25 protein-coding genes and 1 other RNA gene are annotated in these 21579 nt (G+C 30.9%); all 26 read left to right on the top strand.

All coding sequences use genetic code 11. From position 1 onward, the window contains the following. Positions 1-166 precede the first annotated feature (166 nt). The 26 genes from ispF (at position 167) to flhB (ending at position 21575) form a co-directional block, all read left to right on the top strand. Positions 167-643 (top strand): 2-C-methyl-D-erythritol 2,4-cyclodiphosphate synthase, encoded by a 477-nt coding sequence (ispF, locus tag HMPREF9630_RS03230; RefSeq protein WP_009527100.1) that lies wholly within the window; start codon positions 167-169, stop codon positions 641-643. A 155-nt stretch (positions 644-798) separates the two neighbouring features. Next, positions 799-1136, top strand: an RNA gene (gene rnpB, locus HMPREF9630_RS10095) — RNase P RNA component class A. A gap of 320 nt (positions 1137-1456) precedes the next feature. Next, entirely contained in the window at positions 1457-1855 is a 399-nt protein-coding gene (gene flgB, locus HMPREF9630_RS03225) for a flagellar basal body rod protein FlgB (RefSeq protein ID WP_009527099.1), read from the top strand. Beyond that, positions 1855-2298 carry a flagellar basal body rod protein FlgC gene (gene flgC / locus HMPREF9630_RS03220; protein WP_009527098.1) on the top strand — a complete coding sequence of 148 codons (444 nt, stop codon included), beginning with the start codon at positions 1855-1857 and terminating at the stop codon, positions 2296-2298. The genes flgB and flgC overlap by 1 nt, the downstream gene beginning before the upstream one ends. A gap of 14 nt (positions 2299-2312) precedes the next feature. Next, complete coding sequence (locus HMPREF9630_RS03215; RefSeq protein WP_009527097.1) at positions 2313-2606, top strand: flagellar hook-basal body complex protein FliE; 294 nt, start codon at positions 2313-2315, stop codon at positions 2604-2606. 203 nt (positions 2607-2809) lie between these two features. Further along, the gene (gene fliF, locus HMPREF9630_RS03210) at positions 2810-4381 is read left to right on the top strand and encodes a flagellar basal-body MS-ring/collar protein FliF (protein ID WP_009527096.1); all 1572 of its coding nucleotides are present in this window, start codon (positions 2810-2812) and stop codon (positions 4379-4381) included. Between the two features lie 16 nt (positions 4382-4397). Then, positions 4398-5426 (top strand): flagellar motor switch protein FliG, encoded by a 1029-nt coding sequence (fliG, locus tag HMPREF9630_RS03205; protein ID WP_009527095.1) that lies wholly within the window; start codon positions 4398-4400, stop codon positions 5424-5426. Then, on the top strand, positions 5419-6225 hold the full coding sequence (locus HMPREF9630_RS03200; RefSeq protein WP_009527094.1) for a FliH/SctL family protein: 807 nt from the start codon (positions 5419-5421) through the stop codon (positions 6223-6225). Before fliG ends, HMPREF9630_RS03200 begins: the two co-directional genes overlap by 8 nt. A 2-nt stretch (positions 6226-6227) precedes the next feature. After that, a complete protein-coding gene (fliI, locus tag HMPREF9630_RS03195) occupies positions 6228-7541 on the top strand; it encodes a flagellar protein export ATPase FliI (RefSeq protein WP_009527093.1) in 1314 nt (437 codons plus the stop codon). A 14-nt stretch (positions 7542-7555) separates the two neighbouring features. After that, the gene (fliJ, locus tag HMPREF9630_RS03190; RefSeq protein ID WP_009527092.1) at positions 7556-7993 is read left to right on the top strand and encodes a flagellar export protein FliJ; all 438 of its coding nucleotides are present in this window, start codon (positions 7556-7558) and stop codon (positions 7991-7993) included. A 16-nt stretch (positions 7994-8009) separates the two neighbouring features. Further along, positions 8010-9281, top strand: a complete 1272-nt coding sequence (locus HMPREF9630_RS03185) for a hypothetical protein (RefSeq protein ID WP_009527091.1) — start codon at positions 8010-8012, stop codon at positions 9279-9281. 24 nt (positions 9282-9305) lie between these two features. Continuing rightward, entirely contained in the window at positions 9306-10694 is a 1389-nt protein-coding gene (locus tag HMPREF9630_RS03180) for a flagellar hook-length control protein FliK (RefSeq protein ID WP_009527090.1), read from the top strand. Between the two features lie 13 nt (positions 10695-10707). Beyond that, positions 10708-11346, top strand: coding sequence for a flagellar hook assembly protein FlgD (locus tag HMPREF9630_RS03175; protein WP_009527089.1), 639 nt, complete (start codon positions 10708-10710; stop codon positions 11344-11346). A 262-nt stretch (positions 11347-11608) separates the two neighbouring features. Next, a complete protein-coding gene (locus HMPREF9630_RS03170; RefSeq protein WP_009527088.1) occupies positions 11609-13030 on the top strand; it encodes a flagellar hook protein FlgE in 1422 nt (473 codons plus the stop codon). A 421-nt stretch (positions 13031-13451) separates the two neighbouring features. Then, positions 13452-13661: a flagellar FlbD family protein gene (locus tag HMPREF9630_RS03165; protein ID WP_009527087.1), complete on the top strand. Its 210-nt coding sequence runs from the start codon at positions 13452-13454 to the stop codon at positions 13659-13661. A 5-nt stretch (positions 13662-13666) separates the two neighbouring features. Continuing rightward, the gene (locus HMPREF9630_RS03160; RefSeq protein ID WP_009527086.1) at positions 13667-14446 is read left to right on the top strand and encodes a motility protein A; all 780 of its coding nucleotides are present in this window, start codon (positions 13667-13669) and stop codon (positions 14444-14446) included. 2 nt (positions 14447-14448) lie between these two features. Beyond that, positions 14449-15192, top strand: coding sequence for an OmpA/MotB family protein (locus HMPREF9630_RS03155; RefSeq protein ID WP_009527085.1), 744 nt, complete (start codon positions 14449-14451; stop codon positions 15190-15192). Between the two features lie 24 nt (positions 15193-15216). Further along, a complete protein-coding gene (locus HMPREF9630_RS03150) occupies positions 15217-15651 on the top strand; it encodes a flagellar basal body-associated FliL family protein (RefSeq protein WP_009527084.1) in 435 nt (144 codons plus the stop codon). 18 nt (positions 15652-15669) lie between these two features. Then, entirely contained in the window at positions 15670-16668 is a 999-nt protein-coding gene (fliM, locus tag HMPREF9630_RS03145) for a flagellar motor switch protein FliM (RefSeq protein ID WP_009527083.1), read from the top strand. Then, positions 16658-17902, top strand: coding sequence for a flagellar motor switch phosphatase FliY (gene fliY / locus HMPREF9630_RS03140; RefSeq protein WP_009527082.1), 1245 nt, complete (start codon positions 16658-16660; stop codon positions 17900-17902). The genes fliM and fliY overlap by 11 nt, the downstream gene beginning before the upstream one ends. Before the next feature lie 19 nt (positions 17903-17921). Beyond that, complete coding sequence (locus HMPREF9630_RS03135; RefSeq protein WP_009527081.1) at positions 17922-18284, top strand: response regulator; 363 nt, start codon at positions 17922-17924, stop codon at positions 18282-18284. A gap of 4 nt (positions 18285-18288) precedes the next feature. Further along, a complete protein-coding gene (locus HMPREF9630_RS03130) occupies positions 18289-18552 on the top strand; it encodes a flagellar biosynthetic protein FliO (RefSeq protein ID WP_009527080.1) in 264 nt (87 codons plus the stop codon). After that, the gene (gene fliP, locus HMPREF9630_RS03125) at positions 18542-19336 is read left to right on the top strand and encodes a flagellar type III secretion system pore protein FliP (protein WP_009527079.1); all 795 of its coding nucleotides are present in this window, start codon (positions 18542-18544) and stop codon (positions 19334-19336) included. The genes HMPREF9630_RS03130 and fliP overlap by 11 nt, the downstream gene beginning before the upstream one ends. Positions 19337-19344: 8 nt before the next feature. Beyond that, positions 19345-19614, top strand: coding sequence for a flagellar biosynthesis protein FliQ (fliQ, locus tag HMPREF9630_RS03120; RefSeq protein ID WP_009527078.1), 270 nt, complete (start codon positions 19345-19347; stop codon positions 19612-19614). Positions 19615-19640: 26 nt separating this feature from the next. After that, complete coding sequence (gene fliR / locus HMPREF9630_RS03115; protein WP_009527077.1) at positions 19641-20423, top strand: flagellar biosynthetic protein FliR; 783 nt, start codon at positions 19641-19643, stop codon at positions 20421-20423. 60 nt (positions 20424-20483) lie between these two features. Continuing rightward, positions 20484-21575: a flagellar biosynthesis protein FlhB gene (flhB, locus tag HMPREF9630_RS03110; RefSeq protein ID WP_009527076.1), complete on the top strand. Its 1092-nt coding sequence runs from the start codon at positions 20484-20486 to the stop codon at positions 21573-21575. Positions 21576-21579: the final 4 nt, after the last annotated feature.

Raw genomic sequence — 21579 nt, 5'->3', positions numbered from 1 at the left:
TATAATCAATGCTAAAAGCTGTTTGATTAATAGATATAGATAAAATAATAATTAATTTTTTAATTATTGTAATATTGAAGATATCTATTATTTCGCAAGATATCAGTATAAAATTAAATAGACAAATTTTTTTGATTTACAGAAAATATGAAAGTTGAGGGTTATTATGAGAGTAGGAATAGGGTATGATGTACATAGATTTGAAAAAAATAGGAAGCTCATAATTGGTGGTGTAAATATACCGTATGATAAAGGGCTTGCTGGACATTCGGATGCAGATGTTCTCATACATGCTATAATAGATGCGTTAATAGGAGCTATGAATAAAGGAGATATAGGAACTTTGTTTCCGGATACAGATGATAAATATAAAGATATAGATTCTATGCTGTTATTAGGAGAAGTAAAAAAAATAATTGCAGAAAATAATTTTAAAATATCTAATATAGATAGTATAATAATAGCTCAATCACCTAAGATGTTACCTTATATATCAAAGATGAAAGAAAATATAGCTAAAATATTAGATTTAAATTTTGAACAAGTATCTGTAAAAGCCACTACTACTGAAAATTTAGGTTTTGAGGGAAGAAAAGAGGGTATAAGTTCTCAAGCGGTAGTATTATTAGAAGAAATATTATAAAAATAAAAAAGAAAATGTTTGTTTATTAATTATTTAATATAAAATATTATATAAAATTTGTTAAAAGATATAATTTTTTTATAAATTATTGCAAAAACTGTAAAAAAAACAAAAAAATAATTGAAAGATTGTTTAAATAATAGTATAATATCAGAAGAGTAAGTTGAATAGTCGCATACTCTATGTATGAGGAAAGTCCGAGCTTCATAGAGCGAAATGCCGGATAACGTCCGGTGGAGGCGACTCCAAGGCAAGTGCAACAGAAATAAACCGCCTATTTTTAGTAGGTAAGGGTGGAAAGGCGAGGTAAGAGCTCACCAAAAGGCAGGCGACTGTCTTGTTGTGTAAACCCCATTTGAAGCAAGACCAAGTAGGATATAATAAGAAATTGCTCGTTTCTATCCGTAGGTAGGTCGCTAGATATCATAGGCGACTGTGATAGTAGATAGATGACTATTTTAAACAGAACTCGGCTTATAGATTTGCTCTACTACATCCAAGGTGTGTAATTTCCAATTATACACCTTTATTTACATATATATTATATAATTTAGATGTAACAGTTTTTGTCTTTTGTTAACATCTTGATTTTTTATAATAAATATGGAAAGCTAAATTATGAAATTAGGATTTATGTTTCAATATGATTTTTAACTATATGAACTTCTCTGATAGTATATATCAGAATTTAAAAATAAATAATTTTACATTTTATTAAGACATTAATTATATAGCTGTTTGAGTCATTATATATTTAATGTCTATTTGAAAGCAAACAATTTTTTGTGTTGATCATAGAGAGGAAAATATTTTATGGATTCAACTTATATAGGAATATTATCCAAAGCACTGAATGCTTATAGCATGAGAAGTGAAGCGATAAGCAATAACATAGCCAATGTAAACACTCCTAATTATAAAAGGAGTTATGTAAGGTTTGAAGAATATCTTGCGAAAGCAAATGATGAGTATAAATTAAGAGGTGCAAAGACCAATTCAAGACATATAGATATACCGTCTTTAAAAGGTAATAATTTTCCGATTGTTGCCAAAGATAATTCTGTGAGCACAAGAGAAGATGGCAATAACGTCAATATTGATACGGAAGAAGTTGACAGTGTGAAAAACTATATAAATTATTCTATGATTGCAGATTCTATGACAGGATATTTCAGCTCACTTATATCAGGTATAACAGGAGGTAGAAAATAATGTCAATATTTTCAAGCATGAATATAAATGCTACAGCACTTACGGCTGAACGAGCAAGAATGGATATAATATCAAAAAATATAGCCAATGCACAGACAACAAGAACTAAAAACGGACTTCCATATAGAAGACAAGTTGCTGTATTTGCTGAAGCTGACGGTAATGTATCAAGTTTTAATGCTATTTTAAACAATAAAAGACAGAAAAAAGATAAGGGTGGAGTAGAGCTTGTAGGCGTAGTAGAAGATAAGAGTGATTTTAAGATGAAATATGAACCAGGACACCCTGATGCGGATGAAAATGGATATGTTAAAATGAGCAATGTTGATTTGATAACAGAAATGGTTGATATGATATCTTCACAAAGAGCATATGAAGCGAGTGCAACGGCTGTAAATACATCTAAAGCTCTATTGCAAAAAGCCATTGAAATTGGGAAATAATTTAAGGAGAAGAAATGATAAACAGGGTTAGTGATATTATTCCTTTGAATGATATAAAAATCATAAAAAAAGAAGACACAAATAAAGATATAAATTTTTCTGATTTTCTTAAAAAAGCTATATATGAAGCTAATGATGCAAAAAAATATCAAGAAGAATTGACACAGAAATTAATATCAGGAGAATTGGAGAATCTTCATGAATTGTCAATAGCAAGAGGTATTGCCAATGTTCAGTTCAATGCACTTTCAGAGGGGATATCTAAAATTGTAGATGCATACAAAGAAATATCAAGAATTCAAATTTAAAACAATTTCTAAATCATCAGTCGGGTACTTACATAATATCAGCTGATGATATATTTTTTAATTTAGATATAATTTTGTAAGAATATTTGTGGATACATACTTTTTAATATTATTATATAAAAAATATTATAATAAATTTATTTGTTTTTATATGTTTAGGTAAAGAAGCGTCTTATTTTATAATAGACACAGGAGTGTTCGTTTTGGAAAATATTAATAATGTAAGAAATTCAATAAATCAATATTTGGAAAAATATTCAAGGAAACAGATAATAACTGTAGCTGTCTCAACCTTGGCGATAATTATAATAATTACATCGCTTATATTATATTTGACAAGAACCAAATATGTGCCGTTATACAGTAATCTTGATTTGAATACAATGAGTACTGTTACTCAAAACTTAGACGGTTTAGGTGTAAAATATAAGATAGAAGGTCAAAATTCTATACTTGTTCCGGAAAAATCAAGAAATAAAATAATGGTTGACTTGGCAGGAAGAAATTTGCCTAATGCCAAGTTTGATTATTCGGATTTAATCAAGATGAATTCGATGTTTATGAGTGATGATGAAAAAGAAACAGCAAGGCAATATGCTTTAACAAATCAGATATCAACAGTTATAGAGTCTATTGATGCGGTGGATAAAGCATATGTTAGTCTATCTATACCAAAAAATTCTGAATTTATATTGAATGAGAATAAACAGATTTCAAAAGCAAGTGTAATGCTATCTTTGAAAGCTGGTAAAGAGCTTGACCAAGATTCTATAAACGGGATAGCATCAATAGTTTCAAATTCTGTGGAAGGATTGCTTCCTGAAAATGTTACTATACATGGACCGAATGGTCAAGTGCTTAATGTAAACTCTGAAAATAAAAATGATTCTATTCAAGCTAAAAGTAATTTGGAAATGCAAGATAAGGTGAAAAGTGATATAGAAAAATCATTGCAAAACTTTTTAAGTCCTATGTTCGGATATAACAACATATCTGTTATGGCATCGGTCAAACTTAATTTTGATAATGAGCAGACTCAAACAAAAAGTTTTTCGCCTCCAGTTGAAGGAGAAACTTCGGGACTTGCAAGAAGTGAACAGAATTTAAAAGAACAAGTTGAAAATAAAAAAGATGCTTTAGGAACACCTGGAGTTACTGCAAACAATAATGAAGCGGGAGGAACAACGAATTACGTTACGGTAGATGAAAATGGAAATTCAACTTATAATAGAAGCGAGAGCACTATAAATTATGAATTAAATGAGATTGTAAAAAATGTAGAAAAGGCGAAAGGGACTATAGACAGTATAACAGTTTCTGTAATTTTGAACAAAGATTCTTTAGAAGGTGGAGAACTTACAGACGAGAAAAAGGCTCAGATAGTAAAATTGATAACCACAGCCACAGGACTTAATACAAAATCTGTAGAAGTGTTTGCTGAAAGCTTCAATAAAGATATGCAAAACCAAATGGCGGCATCTAATAATTCAGGTATACCGTTGTGGCAATGGATTGCAATAGGAGTTATAGCGCTTATACCTATAGTAGCATTGTTGATTGTTATGTTATTGAGAAGAAAAAATAGAAAATCGCAAGAATTGGCAAAGCAAAAAGACAATTTGAGTCCGGAAGAAAGAGCAAGAAAGCAACAGGAGATAGAAACAATAGAATTAGATATAAAAGAATCCGGAAAGAAGAAAAGTATAGAGGAATTGATAAACAGAAATCCGGAAGTAGTAACACAATTATTAAAAACATGGATAGAAGAAGAATAATAAAGAGGTGGATAGCTTGGCAAAACAAGGTGCTCAAAAAGAGCCTATCAAATTATACGGAAAACAGAAGGCTGCAATACTTATGATAAGTTTAGGACCGGAATATTCTTCAAAGATATATGGGCATCTTAGTGATGAAGATATAGAAGAAATGACATTGGAAATAGCAAATGTTAAAAAAGTGGATCCTGAATTAAAAGAAGAAGTATTAGATGAATTTTATGAAATGTGTATTGCGCAGGACTATATATCTGAAGGCGGTATAAATTATGCAAAAGAGGTTTTGGAAAAATCTCTTGGAAAAGAAAAGGCATATGAGGTTATAAATAAACTCACTGCATCTCTACAAGTAAAACCGTTTGATTTTGCCAAAAAAGCTGATGCTGCACAACTTGCCAATTTTATTCAAAATGAGCATCCACAAACTATAGCGCTTATACTGTCATATCTCGATTTTGAAAAGTCAGGTCAGATATTGTCATCGCTTTCACAAGAAAAACAAATAGAAGTTGCAAGAAGAATAGCTACAATGGACAGGACATATCCTGAAATAATAAAGGAAGTGGAAATTGTACTTGAAAAGAAACTATCCAATATAGTAACTCAAGACTATACAAAAGCCGGTGGTATAGATGCGATTGTAGAAATCTTGAACTCTGTGGATAGAGGAACTGAAAGATATATTATTGAAAATCTTGAAGAATCAGATACAGAACTTGCGGATGAAATCAAGAAGAAGATGTTTGTATTTGAAGATGTCGTTAATCTTGATTCAAGTGCTGTACAAAGATTTATCAGAGAAGTTGAAAACAGTGAGCTTACTGTTGCACTTAAAGGAGCAACGCCTGAGGTTGCAGAGCTTATATTTGCAAACATGTCTAAACGTATGGCAGAGATGATAAGAGAAGATATGGATTTTATGGGACCTGTGAGATTGAGAGATGTAGAAGAAGCGCAACAAAATATAGTAAATGTAATAAGAAGATTGGAAGATGCTGGAGAGATAGTAATTTCAAGAGGTGGAGGAGACGAGCTAATTGGATAAACTTATCAAGTCCGATTTTATTAAGATAGATGAAGTGTTTGTTATTGGAAATAAAGAGCTTAGAGAAGAAAATATAAGTTCTTCGGAAACTTTGCATAAGATAACATCTAATCAGGAAAAACTTGAAGATGGTGAAGAAAGAGAAGCCAAAATTAAGATAGAGAAATTAGAACAACTAAAAATAAGACTTCAAAATGAAACTCAGGAAATGAATAGAAATGCAACTGAGCTATCTAACGAAATAATATCAAGAGCAAATTCGGATGCTAAAAAGATAATAGATGATGCAAAGGTAGAAGCGGGAAATATATTTATAGAAAGTAAGCAAGATGGATTTAAACAAGGATATGAAGAATCTTTAGAGCAATATGAAGTGTTGCTTAAAGATGCAAGAAATATAATAGAGGAAGCTGAGCAATATAGAAAAAATACGTTCGCTAATCAAGAAAAAGAAATAATAGGTTTAGTATTACAATGTGTAAATAAAATATTAAGACAAAAATTAGATGATAGTGATGAAACTGTTACGAAGTTAATTATATCTTCTATTGAAGATATAACATCAAGAAAAAAATTGACTATTAAAGTAAGTAGAGAAGATTTTGAAAACACGTCTAAATTAAAAACTAAAATATTAGCTATGTTTCCTGCTGTAGAAGATATAGAAATAAAAACGGTTGAAACATATCTAAGAGGTGATATGGAAATACAGAGTGAAGACGGAACAGTAAATCCTTCCATAAAAGCTCAATTTATAAAACTTAGGGAAGAATTTTCCAAACTTCTTGAAGGGGAATAGTGATGGAAGTATCATTGAAAAAATACAGTGATAAATTAACAGATACAACCCTTGTGCAATATAAAGGAAGGGTTTCTAAAATAGTAGGACTTACAATAGAATCTACAGGACCACAGGTAAAAATTGGAGAGATGTGTAAAATATATCCTGTGAAATCTGACGCTCCTGTTATGGCTGAGGCAGTAGGTTTTACACAAAATGCAGTTTTGCTTATGCCGCTTGGAGATATGCAAGGTATAGGACCTGGAGCTACTGTAGTTGCATCAGGAAACAGTCTTGAAGTTCAAGTTGGAGAGAGTCTTCTCGGGCGTGTGCTTGACGGCCTTGGAAGTCCTATAGATGGTAAAGAAGAATTGAAATTGAGTAGAGCATATCCGGTAAACAATACTCCTCCAAATCCTTTGTCAAGAAGCAGAATAAGAGAACCTTTACCCCTTGGAGTAAAAGCTATAGATGGTATGCTTACTTGCGGAAGAGGACAAAGAATCGGTATATTTGCAGGCTCAGGAGTAGGGAAGTCTACTTTGCTTGGAATGATTGCGAGAAATACGGTTGCAGATATAAATGTTATAGGTCTTATAGGCGAAAGAGGTAGGGAAGTAAAAGAATTTATAGAAAATGATTTACAAGAAGAAGGTCTTGCGAGGTCAATAGTTATAGTAGCGACATCTGATCAACCCGCGCTTGTCAGAAAAAAAGGTGCGTTATTGGCAACATCAGTAGCTGAGTATTTTAGAGATCAAGGTAAAAACGTAATATTGATGATGGACTCTCTTACAAGATTTTCTATGGCACAAAGAGAAGTTGGGCTTGCAATAGGAGAACCACCTGTTACCAAAGGATATCCTCCTTCAGTATTTGCGGAATTGCCGAAATTATTGGAAAGAGCGGGGAATTCTGATAAAGGCTCAATAACTGGTCTTTATACTGTGCTTGTAGATGGAGATGATATGAACGAACCTATTGCGGATACCGTTAGAGGTATATTGGATGGGCATATAGTCTTGTCAAGAACTTTGGCAAACAAAAATCATTATCCTGCAATAGATGTTTTAGCATCTGTATCAAGGGTAATGCCTGCTATAATGGATAAAGAACATATGTTAAAAGTAGGCAATATCAGAGATTTGATGGCGACATATAAAGACTCTGAAGACTTGATAAGCATAGGTGCATATGTAAGAGGAACAAGTAAAAAAGTAGATATGGCTATTGAAAAAAATGACGAAATCAATAATTTTTTAAAACAAGATGTTCATGATAAATTTTCTTTTGATGAAATAGAGAATATGGTTGGTAAGATAATCCAATTATAAAAAAGGTGACTTAATTGAGTTATAAATTTAGATTGCAAAAAGTGTTGGATGTAAAAGAAAAAGCTGAAGATAATAAAAAAAATGAAGTTTATATAGTGAACAAAGAATTGTTAAAGGCAAATGAACAATTACAAGAGTTAAAACTCGAACTTACTCAAAAAGGTATAGAAAGAGAAGAAAAAAATAAAGAGGGAACATCTATAATAGAGATAGTTCAACTTAATAAATATATTGATTATTTATGTTCTTTGATAAAAAATAAAGAGATAGAAATATGTGAATTGAACAAAAAGTTGGAAATAAAGAAAGAGGAATATATAGAGTCAAGAAAAGAAAGAAAGTCTTATGAGAATTTAAAAGATAAAGACTATGCGAGATATATGATAAAAGAAGCAAAGGAAGAAGAAAAGATTATAGATGAAATAGTTAGTTTTTCAAGTAGAAAGTTATAATTAAGGAGTTATAAAAGTGAGTATTGAAAATGATGTGTTGCCTGTAGAGAAAAAAACGTCTATATTTACAACTATAAAAATAATATTAGCTGTCTTACTTGTTTTTCTTACTATAATAGCGGGAACGGTAGGAGTTTTGTATTTAACGAATAATAAAGTGAAAAAATTTATAAATACACAGATAAAACAATATCAAACAAGACAGGAGCTTAAAGCCAAGGCTGAAGCAAAAGGTATAAGTGATCCAAGAATATCTGAACTTGCCAAATATTATTTACAGATGGACGAAGAACAAATAGCGGATAAGCTTATTAATATAAAGAAAAGCGATAAAAAATCATATGAAAAATTGTTGTCATCAATGATGATAATAAATTCTGAAAAAACCAATAGTGTAAATGAGCTTATAAAAAAAATGGAAAGCAAAAAAGATGTAATAAAAGATGAATATGAGAAAATGGAGCTTGCAAAAGCGGATGAAAATAAAACAACATCATCTTACTATACTTCTTTAGGAATAAAAGGCGCTATAGATGCAATTCAAAGTGAATTACAAACTACTATGAATTATGATAAGGTATCATCAGCATTGGGGAATATGCAGGCAAAAACGGTAGCGAGAATATTGCACTATATGAATCCTATATATATTGACGGTATAAAAAATAGATTCAGCAGTGATTTTTTAAAGTCTGTAGAAAGAGAAATGCAAATATATTCAGAGTTTTTGAGGAAAAATTTGTCATTAGGTCAATTATACTCAAAGACAGAAGAAAAAATTGCAGCTCAAAAATTACAAGATGCTGAAAGTTTCAGTGATGATCAGCTTGCAGTTATATTTTCAAATATGGATTATTTAAATGCGGCAAGAATATTAAATGAATTTTCTGACGAAAATAAAGTTCAGGACATATTAACAGAAATTAAGAATATAGAAGATTATCAAATGAATTTTGATGGAAGTTATTCAACAGTTGTAGCAAATTCTATAAAAGTCCTAAAAAAATATGAAGAAGATGTCGATATACTTAAGAAGGCATATGATAAAATGCAAGCGACTGATTTGGCAGATGTTGTAGATAGACTTGCAGTGGATAATCCTGTTTATAAAACTTATAGAATAGATAATGTGAGAAATTTTTCTATAAGCGAAAAACAAATGGTAATAGACACGCTAAAAAAAATGAAACCTGCGTTAGTCGGAGAAGTTATTGCGCAACTTAAAAACAATGATAAGCTTGATAAAGCGGCATTTTTGAGTAGAGAATTGGGAATACCTGAGCCTTAAAATATTATTGATGGGAGGTATAAATTGGAAAAGATAACACAAACAAGTGTTTCATCAAGTGCTTCATCAGCTATAATGGATTTATCGAAAAATCTTGTAAACAATAATAAAGCGGACATAACAAAAAATAGTTTTAAAGACTATATAAAGCCGGTCAATTCAAATCAAAAATATGAATACAAGAAAAAAGAAGATTATAGGCAAAATGAAGTTAAAAAAGATGATAAAAATCAAAGAGTTCAAGATGGAGATAATAATACAGACAAGATGTCTGATAAAAAAAATATACAAAATAAAAATGAGAAACAAGAAGATGCAAAAACAAATTTAAAAGATGAGGTAAAAAAGACTGATAATACTAACTCTGATAAAAAAGATGTATCTTCAAAAAAAGAAGAGTTAAAAAAAGATGTTCAAGAGGAAGATCAAAAAGCGGTAAAAGATATAGATACTGAAAGTATCCAAAATGTTCTCAACATAATTATAAATTTTTCTAATGATTTAAATGAGATAAAAGAACAGCTTGAAAATATACCTAAAGAACAATTGGAAGAAATAAAAACAAGTTTGGATAATTTTAAAGAAATACCTACAGAATTAAAAGATAAATTATCTAAGCTTATTGAAAAATTTGAAAGCAATGAAAAATTAGAAGATGATTTGATATCGGATATAAATTCACCTGATATTTCAAAACAGATAGTTGATTTTAAAAAAATATTTGATCAAACAAAACTTGTTAAAGAAGATACAGTTGTAAATAAAGAAGATTTTCAAGTGAGCATAAATCAGGAGTTAAGTGATTTGAAAAATGAATTTAACATGTCAAAAAACTTAAAGAATATTATGCAATCTAATGTTTCGCAAAGTGAAGATATAGAAAATACTTCTTTTAAACAAGATGAAGTTTACGATTCCAATATCAACATTACAGATGTTAAAATTATAGGTAATACAAATAGAATATTTAATTCATCAAAAGTATCGGTTGCGAATCCACAGCAGATACAGAACTTTTCTAAAATAATAGATGAGATGAGAATAGCGTTTAGAGATGACAAAACTACACTAAATATAAAATTGGAACCTGAAACTTTAGGAAAGCTAAGCATAAAAATACATTCTGAAAATGGAGTGTTGAGTGCATCGTTCTTTGTGGAATCAGATAAAGCAAAACAAGCCATAGAAAATCAGATGCAGTTACTTGTAAAATCTCTTACAGATCGCAATATAAATGTTCAAGATATAAATGTTCAAGTTGGACAAAATAATGAAGATTTGAACTATCACAAGAATATAATGGAAGCTATAAATTTCTCTAAAAGAGACAGTATAGATAAAGTTGATATGGAAGAATTCGATTCAATTATAAATCCTTATTTACAAGAAGATTTATTTAATGATTTGATTTAATCGGGAGGATTATATGTCAGTAGGAAAGTTAGCGTCTAATTCACCTATATCTGGCGCTCAATATACATCATCACAAGATAGTACTACAAAAAAGACAAACGAAAATAAAGCGCCGGATGTAAATACAAATACAGAGAATGATAAAACTCAGGAAACAAGAAAAAAAGACGAACTTAGTTTTTATGATATATCTGCAAATGCAAGAAAATTAAGAGCAGAACAAAAAGAGCAGGAAGAAGCTGAGATAAGAAAAGAGAAAAGAAAAGGTACAGATAAAGATGCCTTTATGAAATTATTTATTGCTCAAATGAAAAATCAAGATCCATTAGAACCTTTAAAGAACGAACAATTTATAACACAAATGTCACAGTTGTCGTCAGTTGAACAGTTGACAAAACTAAATACATCATTTGAAAAATTTTCTCAAAAATTTGATGCAACAAATATGGTGAAAGCAATGGAAAATTTATCAAAAAAATTTGACTCTGCAGATTTAACAAAAGCGATAGATAATTTATCAAAAAGATTCGATTCAGAGAATCCTAAATCTGAGTTTGCTCAGTTTTTGAATTTATATGAAAAAAATAATGTCGGTCTCTTAAAAAAGATATCTGAGTTACAAGAAGAGATAAAAAATCTCAAAAAAGCATAATTGTACAATTTGTTTGGTATAAAATGACGTGTGATAAATATTTTTGTATATATAGGCAAATCAAACTTTTTGATTGTGCATACTATAAATAACGTTATAAGTTTTTTAGCTTTATAAGTTTAAAATAATTTCAAGAAATTGTGAATTTGTTTTTTAGTTAACTATATTGTACAAAAATAATTTGGAATTATTTTTATATATGTATGAAATTATTTTTTATATATTGCGTATCAGCATTATATAAGTAGGAGGATTTTTAATTATGATGCGTTCGATGAACTCTGCTGTTTCTTCACTTAAGAATCATCAGACAAGAATGGATGTTATAGGTAATAATATAGCGAATGTAAATACGGTAGCATTTAAAACAGGAAGAGTTACATTTAAAGACACATATAGCCAGATGGTAAGAACTTCATCAGGTCATAGCGAAAACAGAGGGGGTATAAATCCTTCTCAAGTAGGTTTAGGTATGAATATAAGCAGTATAGACAATGTAATGGAAAAAGGTACTGTAGATGTTACTAATGTAGGAACGGATGTATATATAGATGGTGATGGATTTTTCATAGTTGAATCATCAGATGGAAGATATTATACAAGAGACGGAAATTTCAGTGTAGACGAAGAAGGATATTTGACAACTCAGGATGGTCGTTATGTGATGGGATATCAAGCTGATCAAGACGGTAATGTTATAGAAAAATTGGATAAAATAAAAGTGCCTATAAAAGATATATTAAAGCCTAAGGTTACTTCAAAAATGGCAATGGAAGGAAATTTATCATCTAAAACTGCAAAAGGAATACCTGCTACAGGTTTTCCGGGTGATTTGAACAGTATATATAACGCTGTTCCCGTAGATTCAAGTGATCCTTCAAAAGGTAATAAATATGAAATAAAACCTGAGTTTGCAAAAAATGATGCAGCAGGTCGTGAAAGTATATTGGGAAAAACTACGACTACAGAAGTTATTGACTCATTGGGTGGAAAACATACGATTAGAATGGACTTTGTGAGAACTGCTGATGTTAATAAATGGGATGTTTATGCTTTTTATGTAGATTCAAACGGGGCTATGATACCGGCAAGCGGTACTACTGTAAATACAAATCCTGCAGCAGCAGCAGACGGAAAAGCTTTAAGTGGATTGACTTTTAAAAACACAGGAGGAGTAGAAGAAACATCACCAAAAGAATGGACTTTTTCATTAACTCCGGCTAACGGTGCCGCTCCTATGACAGGTGTAAAAGTAGATCTTAGTAAGCTTACACAATTTGAGGCTGAAAGTACAGCGTTTGTAAAAGAAAATGACGGGTATACGTTAGGAGAGCTAAACGGTATGAGCATAGGTTCTGACGGTAAAGTCATAGGTAAATTCAGCAATGGGGATGTTAAGACACTTGCTCAGATAGTTACGGCTACATTTGCAAATGTCAACGGTCTTCAGAAAGAAGGAGATAATTTATGGTCTCCTACACAAAATTCAGGAGACCCTAATGTAAATGTACCGGGGGCAGGTGGAAGCGGTATGCTACAATCAAATGCACTTGAAGCATCCAATGTTGACCTTGCTAAAGAATTTACAAACATGATAACTACTCAAAGAGGATTTCAAGCAAACTCAAGAGTAATAACAACAACAGATCAAATGCTTGAAGAACTTGTTAATCTAAAAAGGTAATAGATATTAATAAGTAAAAATATTAAGAATAAGGATTAATGTACACATGGCGTAGTTATTATAATATTTAGATATGAAATATCATAATAAAAAGTGATATTTAATTGTTTTTATGTTATAATAATTATGCCATTATTTTTTTAATTAATTATTTAAAAACTAAAAATATATGGTATAATATATAAAGTTATTACATTTTTGATTATAATAATTTAATTAGTGGTATAGTTTTGTTATGGCGTTAGTATGAAAAAAATTATTAAATTATAAAGATATATACCTATTTTGAAATAAAAATGTTATAATATTGAAATAAAATTTAATTTATTTATAATTTACATAAGTTATTTTTCTTTTTGTATTATTTAGTATTATTGATAATTAATATATTTAATTTTTGTAATAGCAAAGGTAGAGTTTTATGATTGAGTTGACAAGATTGAATGGTGAAAAATTTTTGATTAACAGTGACCTAATCGAGATAGTAGATGCTAATCCAGATACAGTTATAACGCTTATAAATGAGCATAAGTTTGTAGTAAAAGAAGATATGGCTCAAGTTGTTCAAAAAATTATAGAATACAAGAGACAAGCAGGTCTACAAATAAATGTAAGGAAAAGAGAGGTATAAAGTAAATGGATATAAGTACTTTAGTTGGTCTTATCGGCGGGGTCGGTATTTTAATATTTGCAATAGTTGTCGGTGGAACACCGCCTATGAAATATGTGGATGCACCGTCTTTTCTTATTACTGTTCTTGGAACAATAGCTGCGACTATGATTGCATATCCGATGTCAACAATTAAAGATATACCTAAGCTTATGGCTAAAACATTTAAACAAAGCAGTTCGGATCCATCAAAAACTATAGGACAGATAATAGAACTTGCCAATAAAGCCAGAAAGGACGGATTGCTTTCGTTAGAAGAGGCATCAAGAGAAATGAATGACGAGTTTTTGAAAAAAGGTCTTATGCTTATAGTTGACGGAACAGATCCTGAACTTGTTAGAAATCTGTTGGAAACTGAACTTGACTTTATAGAACAAAGGCATAAGGTGGGTCAAAGTGCGATGGGTACTCTTGCGAGTTTGGCTCCGGGTTTCGGTATGGTAGGTACGCTTATAGGACTTATAGCGATGCTTCAAAACATGAATGATCCTTCATCTATAGGTCCGAGTATGGCGGTTGCGCTTATAACTACGCTTTATGGTTCATTGATGGCGAATTTGATATTTACTCCTATGGAAAAAAAATTGGGAGCAAGCTCAGCAGGCGAAATGCTTGAGAGAGGTATTATTCTTGAAGGTCTTTTATCCATACAAGCAGGAGAAAATCCGAGAATAATTGAAGAAAAATTAAAAGCTTTCTTACCTCCTTCTATGAGAAAATCTGCTGCCGATAGTGAAGGAGAATAGTTATGGCAAAAAAACAAGTTATAGAAGAAATAAAAATGGGTGCGCCGGAGTACATGAATACTTATGGTGATATGATGACTCTTCTCTTGTGTTTTTTCGTTATACTTTTTTCCATGTCTAATATAGATGCAAAAAAATTCGAAGCAATTGTTGTATCTTTTTCGGGATCATTGGGAGTTTTAAGCGGTGGCAACACTCTTACTCATGAAGATGTAATAGATCAAGGAAGTATAAGCGATAAATCCAATTCTGAAATAACAGAATTAGATAATTTTAAACAGCTTGAAGAAAAGATAAAAGAATATCTTGAAGAAAATAATCTGGCAGACAAGGTTAAAGTTCTAAATGAAGATCAAGGATTATTACTAAGATTTCAAGACAGCATATTATTTGATCAAGGAAGTGCTTCTTTAAAGAGTCAATCAAATGTAATTTTAAAGTATATTTCTGATATATTAAAAAGCCCTAATTTTAAAGATAAATTCATAACAGTTGAAGGACATACCGATAATGTTCCTATAAAAAATTCTACTTACAGTTCGAACTGGGAGTTATCAGTAGCCAGGGCATGTAATGTTGTAAGATATTTGATAGAAGTTCAAGGATTGGATCCGACACGCTTCTCTGCGGCTGGCTATAGCGAATATCATCCGGTAGGGAAAAATGATACAGTTGAAAATATGGGTAAAAATAGAAGAGTGGATATAATGATTATGAAGAGTAAGAATTTTACACCAACAAAATAGTATAATAATAAAGAGGGATAAAGAATGGATTCTAAGAAGTTTACTATTATATCAATAATAATTTTTGTTTTGTCGCTGCTTGTATTTATTGCAACAGTAGTGCTTGTTTTTTTAAAACCTGTAGGTGGAGGCGGAGATACAAAAGAATCTAAAAAAAAGATTGTGACACAAAATGTTGAAATCGGTGATATATCTACACAAATAGGTTCTTCCGGAAGATACTATAAAGGTCATATATATCTTGTAGTAACAGGTAAAAAAACACCTGCTTCTATAGAACAAATGATGCCACAGATAAAAGACAGTATAATATCATCTATATCATATTCTGAAGTGTCATCTATAACAAGTAAAAAAGGCTTGGATGAATTGAAAGAAAAGATAAAAAATAATGTCAATGAAATTATCGGTACGGAAGATGTAGTAGGTGTATTATTTACGGAGAGCATTCTTCAATAGATAAGGTGGTGGTTAAGTTTGGCTGAAGTATTGTCCCAAAAAGAAATAGATGCTTTGTTGTCAGCTATTGGCGATGGCGATGTTTCTGTAGAGGATATGAAAGATGAACAGAAAGAAACTAAAATAAAAAGTTATGATTTTAAAAGTCCGAAAAAATTAGCAAAAGATCAGTTAAAGACACTATCGATAATACATGATAATTATTCGAGAGTGCTTAATACATATCTATCCGGATATTTGAGAGTTATAACGGAAATAGAAGTTTCATCTGTAGAAGAATTATCTTATTATGAATTTAACAACTCCATATCTAATCCGGCTATGATAGCGGTTATAAATTTTGAACCTTTGCCCGGACAGATAATAATAGAGACTTCAAATAGACTTGCTTTTACTATGGTTGACAGAATACTCGGAGGAGATGGTCTTTATGAAGGAGAAAACAGAGATTTCACTGAAATAGAACTCACAATATTATCTAGACTTGTTAAAAATATAATAGCTTATATTCCGGAGGCATGGGAAAATGTCATAGAATTATCACCTTATCTTGAAAAAATAGAGCCTAATTCTCAATTTGCCCAAATTGTTTCCCCTAACGAAACTGTTGCATTAATAACTCTTTCTGTAAAAATAGGAGAAATTGAAGGACTTATGAATATATGCTTACCTCATATAGTTTTAGAACCTATAATACAAAATCTATCTACTAATTTCTTGTTCTCAGGCATTAAAAAAGAGTTTGGAGATGAAGGTAAAGAAGAACTTGAGAGATATGTAAGAAAAGCTGAACTTGAATCAAGTGCTGTAGTAGGAGAAGCTTACATAACAGTAGAAGATTTTATATTTATGCAAGTTGGAGATGTCATAAAGTTGAACACCAAGGTTGATAGCGAACTTGAATTAAAAGTGGGTGGAAAGACGAAATTTTTAGGTTATCCGGGAACTTATAAGAAGAATATGGCATTTAAAATAAGTAAGGTAATAGAAAAGGATGAGGATGAATATGATGAATGATATGTTATCGCAAGAAGAAATAAATGCTCTTCTTAATGGAGGTGCATTTAATAATGACGCACCACAAGAAGAACCTAATACGGTCGTTCAGGAAGATGCGTTTGATGATATAGAAAAAGATGCACTCGGAGAAATAGGTAATATAAGTATGGGGAGTGCTGCAACTACTCTTTTTACTTTGCTGGGACATAAGGTAGAAATAACTACTCCTGTTGTAACACAAACCACAATAAATGAGATAGCAAAAAGTCATCAAATACCTTTTGTATCTGTTTATATAAAATATTCTGTTGGTATAGATGGAATGAATCTCTTAATATTGAGAGAAGACGATGTAAAAGTAATAACTTCACTTATGTTGGGAGGAGACGGAAGAACTGATCTACCTGAAGAATTGACAGAACTTCATTTAAGTGCAATAAGTGAAGCTATGAACCAGATGATGGGAGCAACTGCAACATCTTTGTCTGAAATGGTAGGGGGGAAAATAGATATAACTCCGCCGAAAGTTTCAAGAGTTACCATACAAGGTGACAGATTAGATCCTGATATATTAGATCTTAATCAGATTATAATGTGTACATCGTTTAGAATGAAAGTAGGGGACTTGATAGATTCTGAGATTATGCAGATATTACCTGTAGATTTTGCTAAGGAGTTAGTAGGAAAGATGATGGGAGTACCTGTTGAAACTAATGCTTCTGTAAAAGAAGAAGCTGTGCCTATGCAATCTGAACCGGTGCAAGCGCCACCGCCACAACAAACTGTTGTGCAAGCGCCACCACCGCCACCGCCACAACCACAAGAGGTGAATAGTTATGTTCAAGAACCTATTATGCAACCTCAAATGCCGTATCCGTACCCGCCTCAAATGGATTATGGATATCAACAACCGGCTCCGGTTCAAAATCATGTAAAAGTTCAACCGGCGCAGTTTTCAAGTTTTGATTCATCTGCCGCAAGACAGATGCAAGTGCCTGAAAATATAGATATAATAAAAGATGTAATGTTGCAAATAACAGTTGAACTTGGAAAAACTGTTAAGCCTATAGATGAGATACTTGACTTTAAACCTGGAAGTGTATTGGAATTGGATAAAGTTGTCGGAGAGTCACTGGATATTTTAGCCAATGGAAAGAAAATCGCTATGGGTGAAGTTGTAGTAATAGATGAAAATTATGGTATAAGAATTACTGATATTGTAAAGCCTGACAAAAGATTACAAAGTTTATAAAATTTAGGAGGAATATGAAATGGCTAAAGGTATATTATTAGTTGATGATGCTGCTTTTATGAGAATGATGTTAAAAGACATTCTTGTTAAAAACGGATATGAGGTTTTGGGAGAGGCTGAAAACGGATTGAAAGCTGTTGAGAAATACAAAGAACTTAATCCGGAATTAGTTATAATGGATATAACTATGCCTGAAATGGATGGGATAGACGCAGTTAAAGAAATTAAAAAGATAAATGCCGGAGCGTCTGTAATAATGTGTTCAGCGATGGGTCAACAAGCGATGGTTATAGAAGCTATACAATCAGGCGCAAAAGATTTTATTGTTAAACCATTTCAAGCTGACAGAATTTTAGAAGCTGTTAAGAAAGTAATAGGTTAGAACTTTGCCTAAGCTGATTGTTCAATTGGTAGTATACACTATATTAATGATAGCTATGATAATAGGTTTACAAAAGGCATCTGTTTATATTCAAAATAAAAATTATAAGATGAACAGTGATAAAGAAATGAAAATCTTAGAGAGGTTAATCCTCTCTAAGGATAAAGAATTATTTCTTGTTCAAGTATTGGATAAAAAATATTTTATAGGTGCCACAACGAACAATATTTCTATATTAAGGGAATTAGGTTCTGACTATGATAAGTAAAAATTTTTTAAGAAAAATCATTTTAATTTTTATTTCTTTAATTAGTGTAGTTTATTTTTTTAATGGGGTATCTTATGCACAAAGTGTGACTGCTCCAACTATTCCGAGTATATCAGTAAATTTTAATGCAGGGGATAGCTCACAGAGTATGAGTGAATCTGTGGAGTTACTTTTGATATTTACTGTATTATCATTATTACCAAGTATATTAATAATGATGACAAGTTTCACAAGGATAATAGTAATATTATCTTTTTTGAAACAGGCAATAGGAGCTCAACAGTCAATTCCTACACAAAGTATGATAGGTTTGGCATTATTTCTAACTTTTTTTATAATGGCACCTGTTGGTAATGAAGCATACCAGAATGGTCTCAAGCCATATTTTGACAAATCTATAACACAAGAACAAGCTGTTGTGAACATTATGTCTCCTGTTAGAGAGTTTATGTTTAAACAAACAAGAGAATCTGATGTAAAGTTATTTTTAGAGTTATCTAAAGATGAAAATTTAAAAAATGATAATGTTACATTGGAGAAGATACCTAATTCAGTATTAATACCGTCGTTTATAATCAGTGAATTAAAAACAGGTTTCCAGATAGGATTTATATTATTTATACCGTTTATAATAATTGATATGGTAGTTTCGTCTACTCTTATGTCGATGGGTATGATGATGTTACCGCCTATGATGATTTCAATGCCGTTTAAAATTTTGCTTTTTGTACTGGTTGACGGTTGGGATTTAGTAATACGTTCTATAGTTATGGGATTTAAGTAGGGGGAGTTATGGACATAGATGTTGTTGTAAATATAATACAACAAGCAGCATTGATGATATTGCTCTTATCAGCACCGATGTTACTGATAGGATTGGCAGTAGGACTTATAGTGTCTGTATTCCAAGCCACTACTCAAATACAAGAGGCTACACTGTCTTTTGTTCCTAAAATAGTTGCAGTGTTACTGTCTTTGGTAATTTTTGGTCCTTGGATAATATCTACAATAGTAAATTTTACCAAAAATCTGTTTTTGGGAATAAATGGTTTTATAAGTTAAAAATATTAATATGATTAAGGAATATTATGTTTGCTGATTTATTGACTTTTATTGCGAAGTCTATGGATTTATTTATTCTGATTTTTTCAAGAATGATGGGTATGTTTTTTATAGCACCTATGTTCTCAAGGAATAATATTCCTGCCACTGTTAAGGTAGGGTTAAGTATGATAATGTCATATGTAATTCTACCTTTTATAATATCAGAAACTACGTTGCAAGTAGAAACTTTAGAATTTGTATTTCTAATTATAAAAGAAATATTTACAGGTTTTTGTATTGGTCTTTGTGCTAATGTGATTTTTAATATATTTTCAGCTGCGGGAGCAAATGCGGATATACAGATAGGCTTATCTATGGCTCAAATGATGGATTCATCAACAGGAGAACAACGTACAGTAACAGGGCAGCTTTTTAACGCTTTTGCATTTTTGCTTTTTTTTTCAATAGATGCTCATCATCTTCTTATAAAAGCGGTTGTAAATTCATTTAAATTATTACCCATAAACACAATTAACTTATATACGGACAATTTTATATCATTTGTAATAAAATTGTATGGATATATAATGGTTGCATCTATACAATTAGTTATACCTATAATTATAGTGTTATTCTTAGGTAACGTATTGTTGGCATTTATGTCAAAAGTTATGCCACAGATGAATGTTTTTATAGTGGGTATGCCATTTAAAATAATAGTTGGATTTATGATATTTTCCTTTACCCTATCTTCTGTAAAAGGGATTATATTGGAAGTATTTAAAAAAATGATGGAATATTTATACTTATTTATAAATTTGTCATAAATTCATAAAGATATTATGTTTTTTATTTATAACTATAATTTATCATTTTAGGTTGCAAAAATGTATGAATATATAATATTGGATTTGCAGTTATTTTCTGAAAAAACTGAAGAAGCAACATCCAAGAAAAAACAAGATACAAGAAAAAAAGGTAATGTATTACAAAGTAAAGAGCTTACAGGAGCGATAACGCTTTTTGTTGCAGTCTTTACTATAAATATGTACTCAGCGAATATACTTGAAGTCATAGTCAGTTCTGTAAAATATTATAATGGACTTTTTTATGAACTGAACTTTAATGATGCTATGGAAATATATAATATTTTAATAAAAGCGTTGATATTTACTTTAAGGGCAGTTGTATACATAATTATACCTACATTTATAACAGCGTTTGTAATTCAAAGATTACAAGTCGGTTCTCTATATACAACAGAACCGTTAAAACCTAAACTAAGTAGATTAAATCCTATAGAAGGTTTTAAGAGAATGTTTTCTATGCAGGCAGTTATGAACCTTATAAAATCGCTGCTTAAGATAATTTTAGTGGGTTATGTAGGATATGTATACATAAGAGACAATATCGGTCTTATTATGAAAGCTTATGAGCTCGATAAGATGAGATTCTCATATATGGTATTTTTCTTCAGTATAAACATGGCTCTTAGAATGGCTTTTGTGATAATAATATTGGGTTTTGTAGATTATTTTTATCAAAACTACAGCTATAAAAAAAATATAAGAATGTCCAAGCAAGAAGTAAAGGAAGAGTTTAAACAAACAGAAGGTGATCCGCAAATAAAAGCCAAGATAAAAGAAAGACAAAGGCAAGCGGCGATGAGAAGAATGATGCAAGAACTTCCAAAAGCTGATGTAATAATTACTAACCCTACACATTTTGCTGTGGCACTTAAATATGATGAAGATAAATATGATGCACCTTATGTAATAGCTAAAGGTCAGGATTATATAGCTAAGAAAATAAAGGAAAAAGCTAAAGAGTATGAGATACCTATAATTGAAAATAAACCTTTGGCAAGAACTTTGTATAAAGAGATAGAAATAGGAAGAGTGATAACACCTGATCTTTATGAAGCTGTTGCAGAAGTGTTAGCATACATCTATTCTATAAAAGAAAATAATAGGAGATAAATTA

Source organism: Peptoanaerobacter stomatis (assembly GCF_000238095.2).
Lineage (GTDB): Bacteria > Bacillota > Clostridia > Peptostreptococcales > Filifactoraceae > Peptoanaerobacter > Peptoanaerobacter stomatis_A.
The sequence above is the reverse complement of the archived record's forward strand: the minus strand, read 5'-3'. Positions and strand labels throughout refer to the sequence as shown.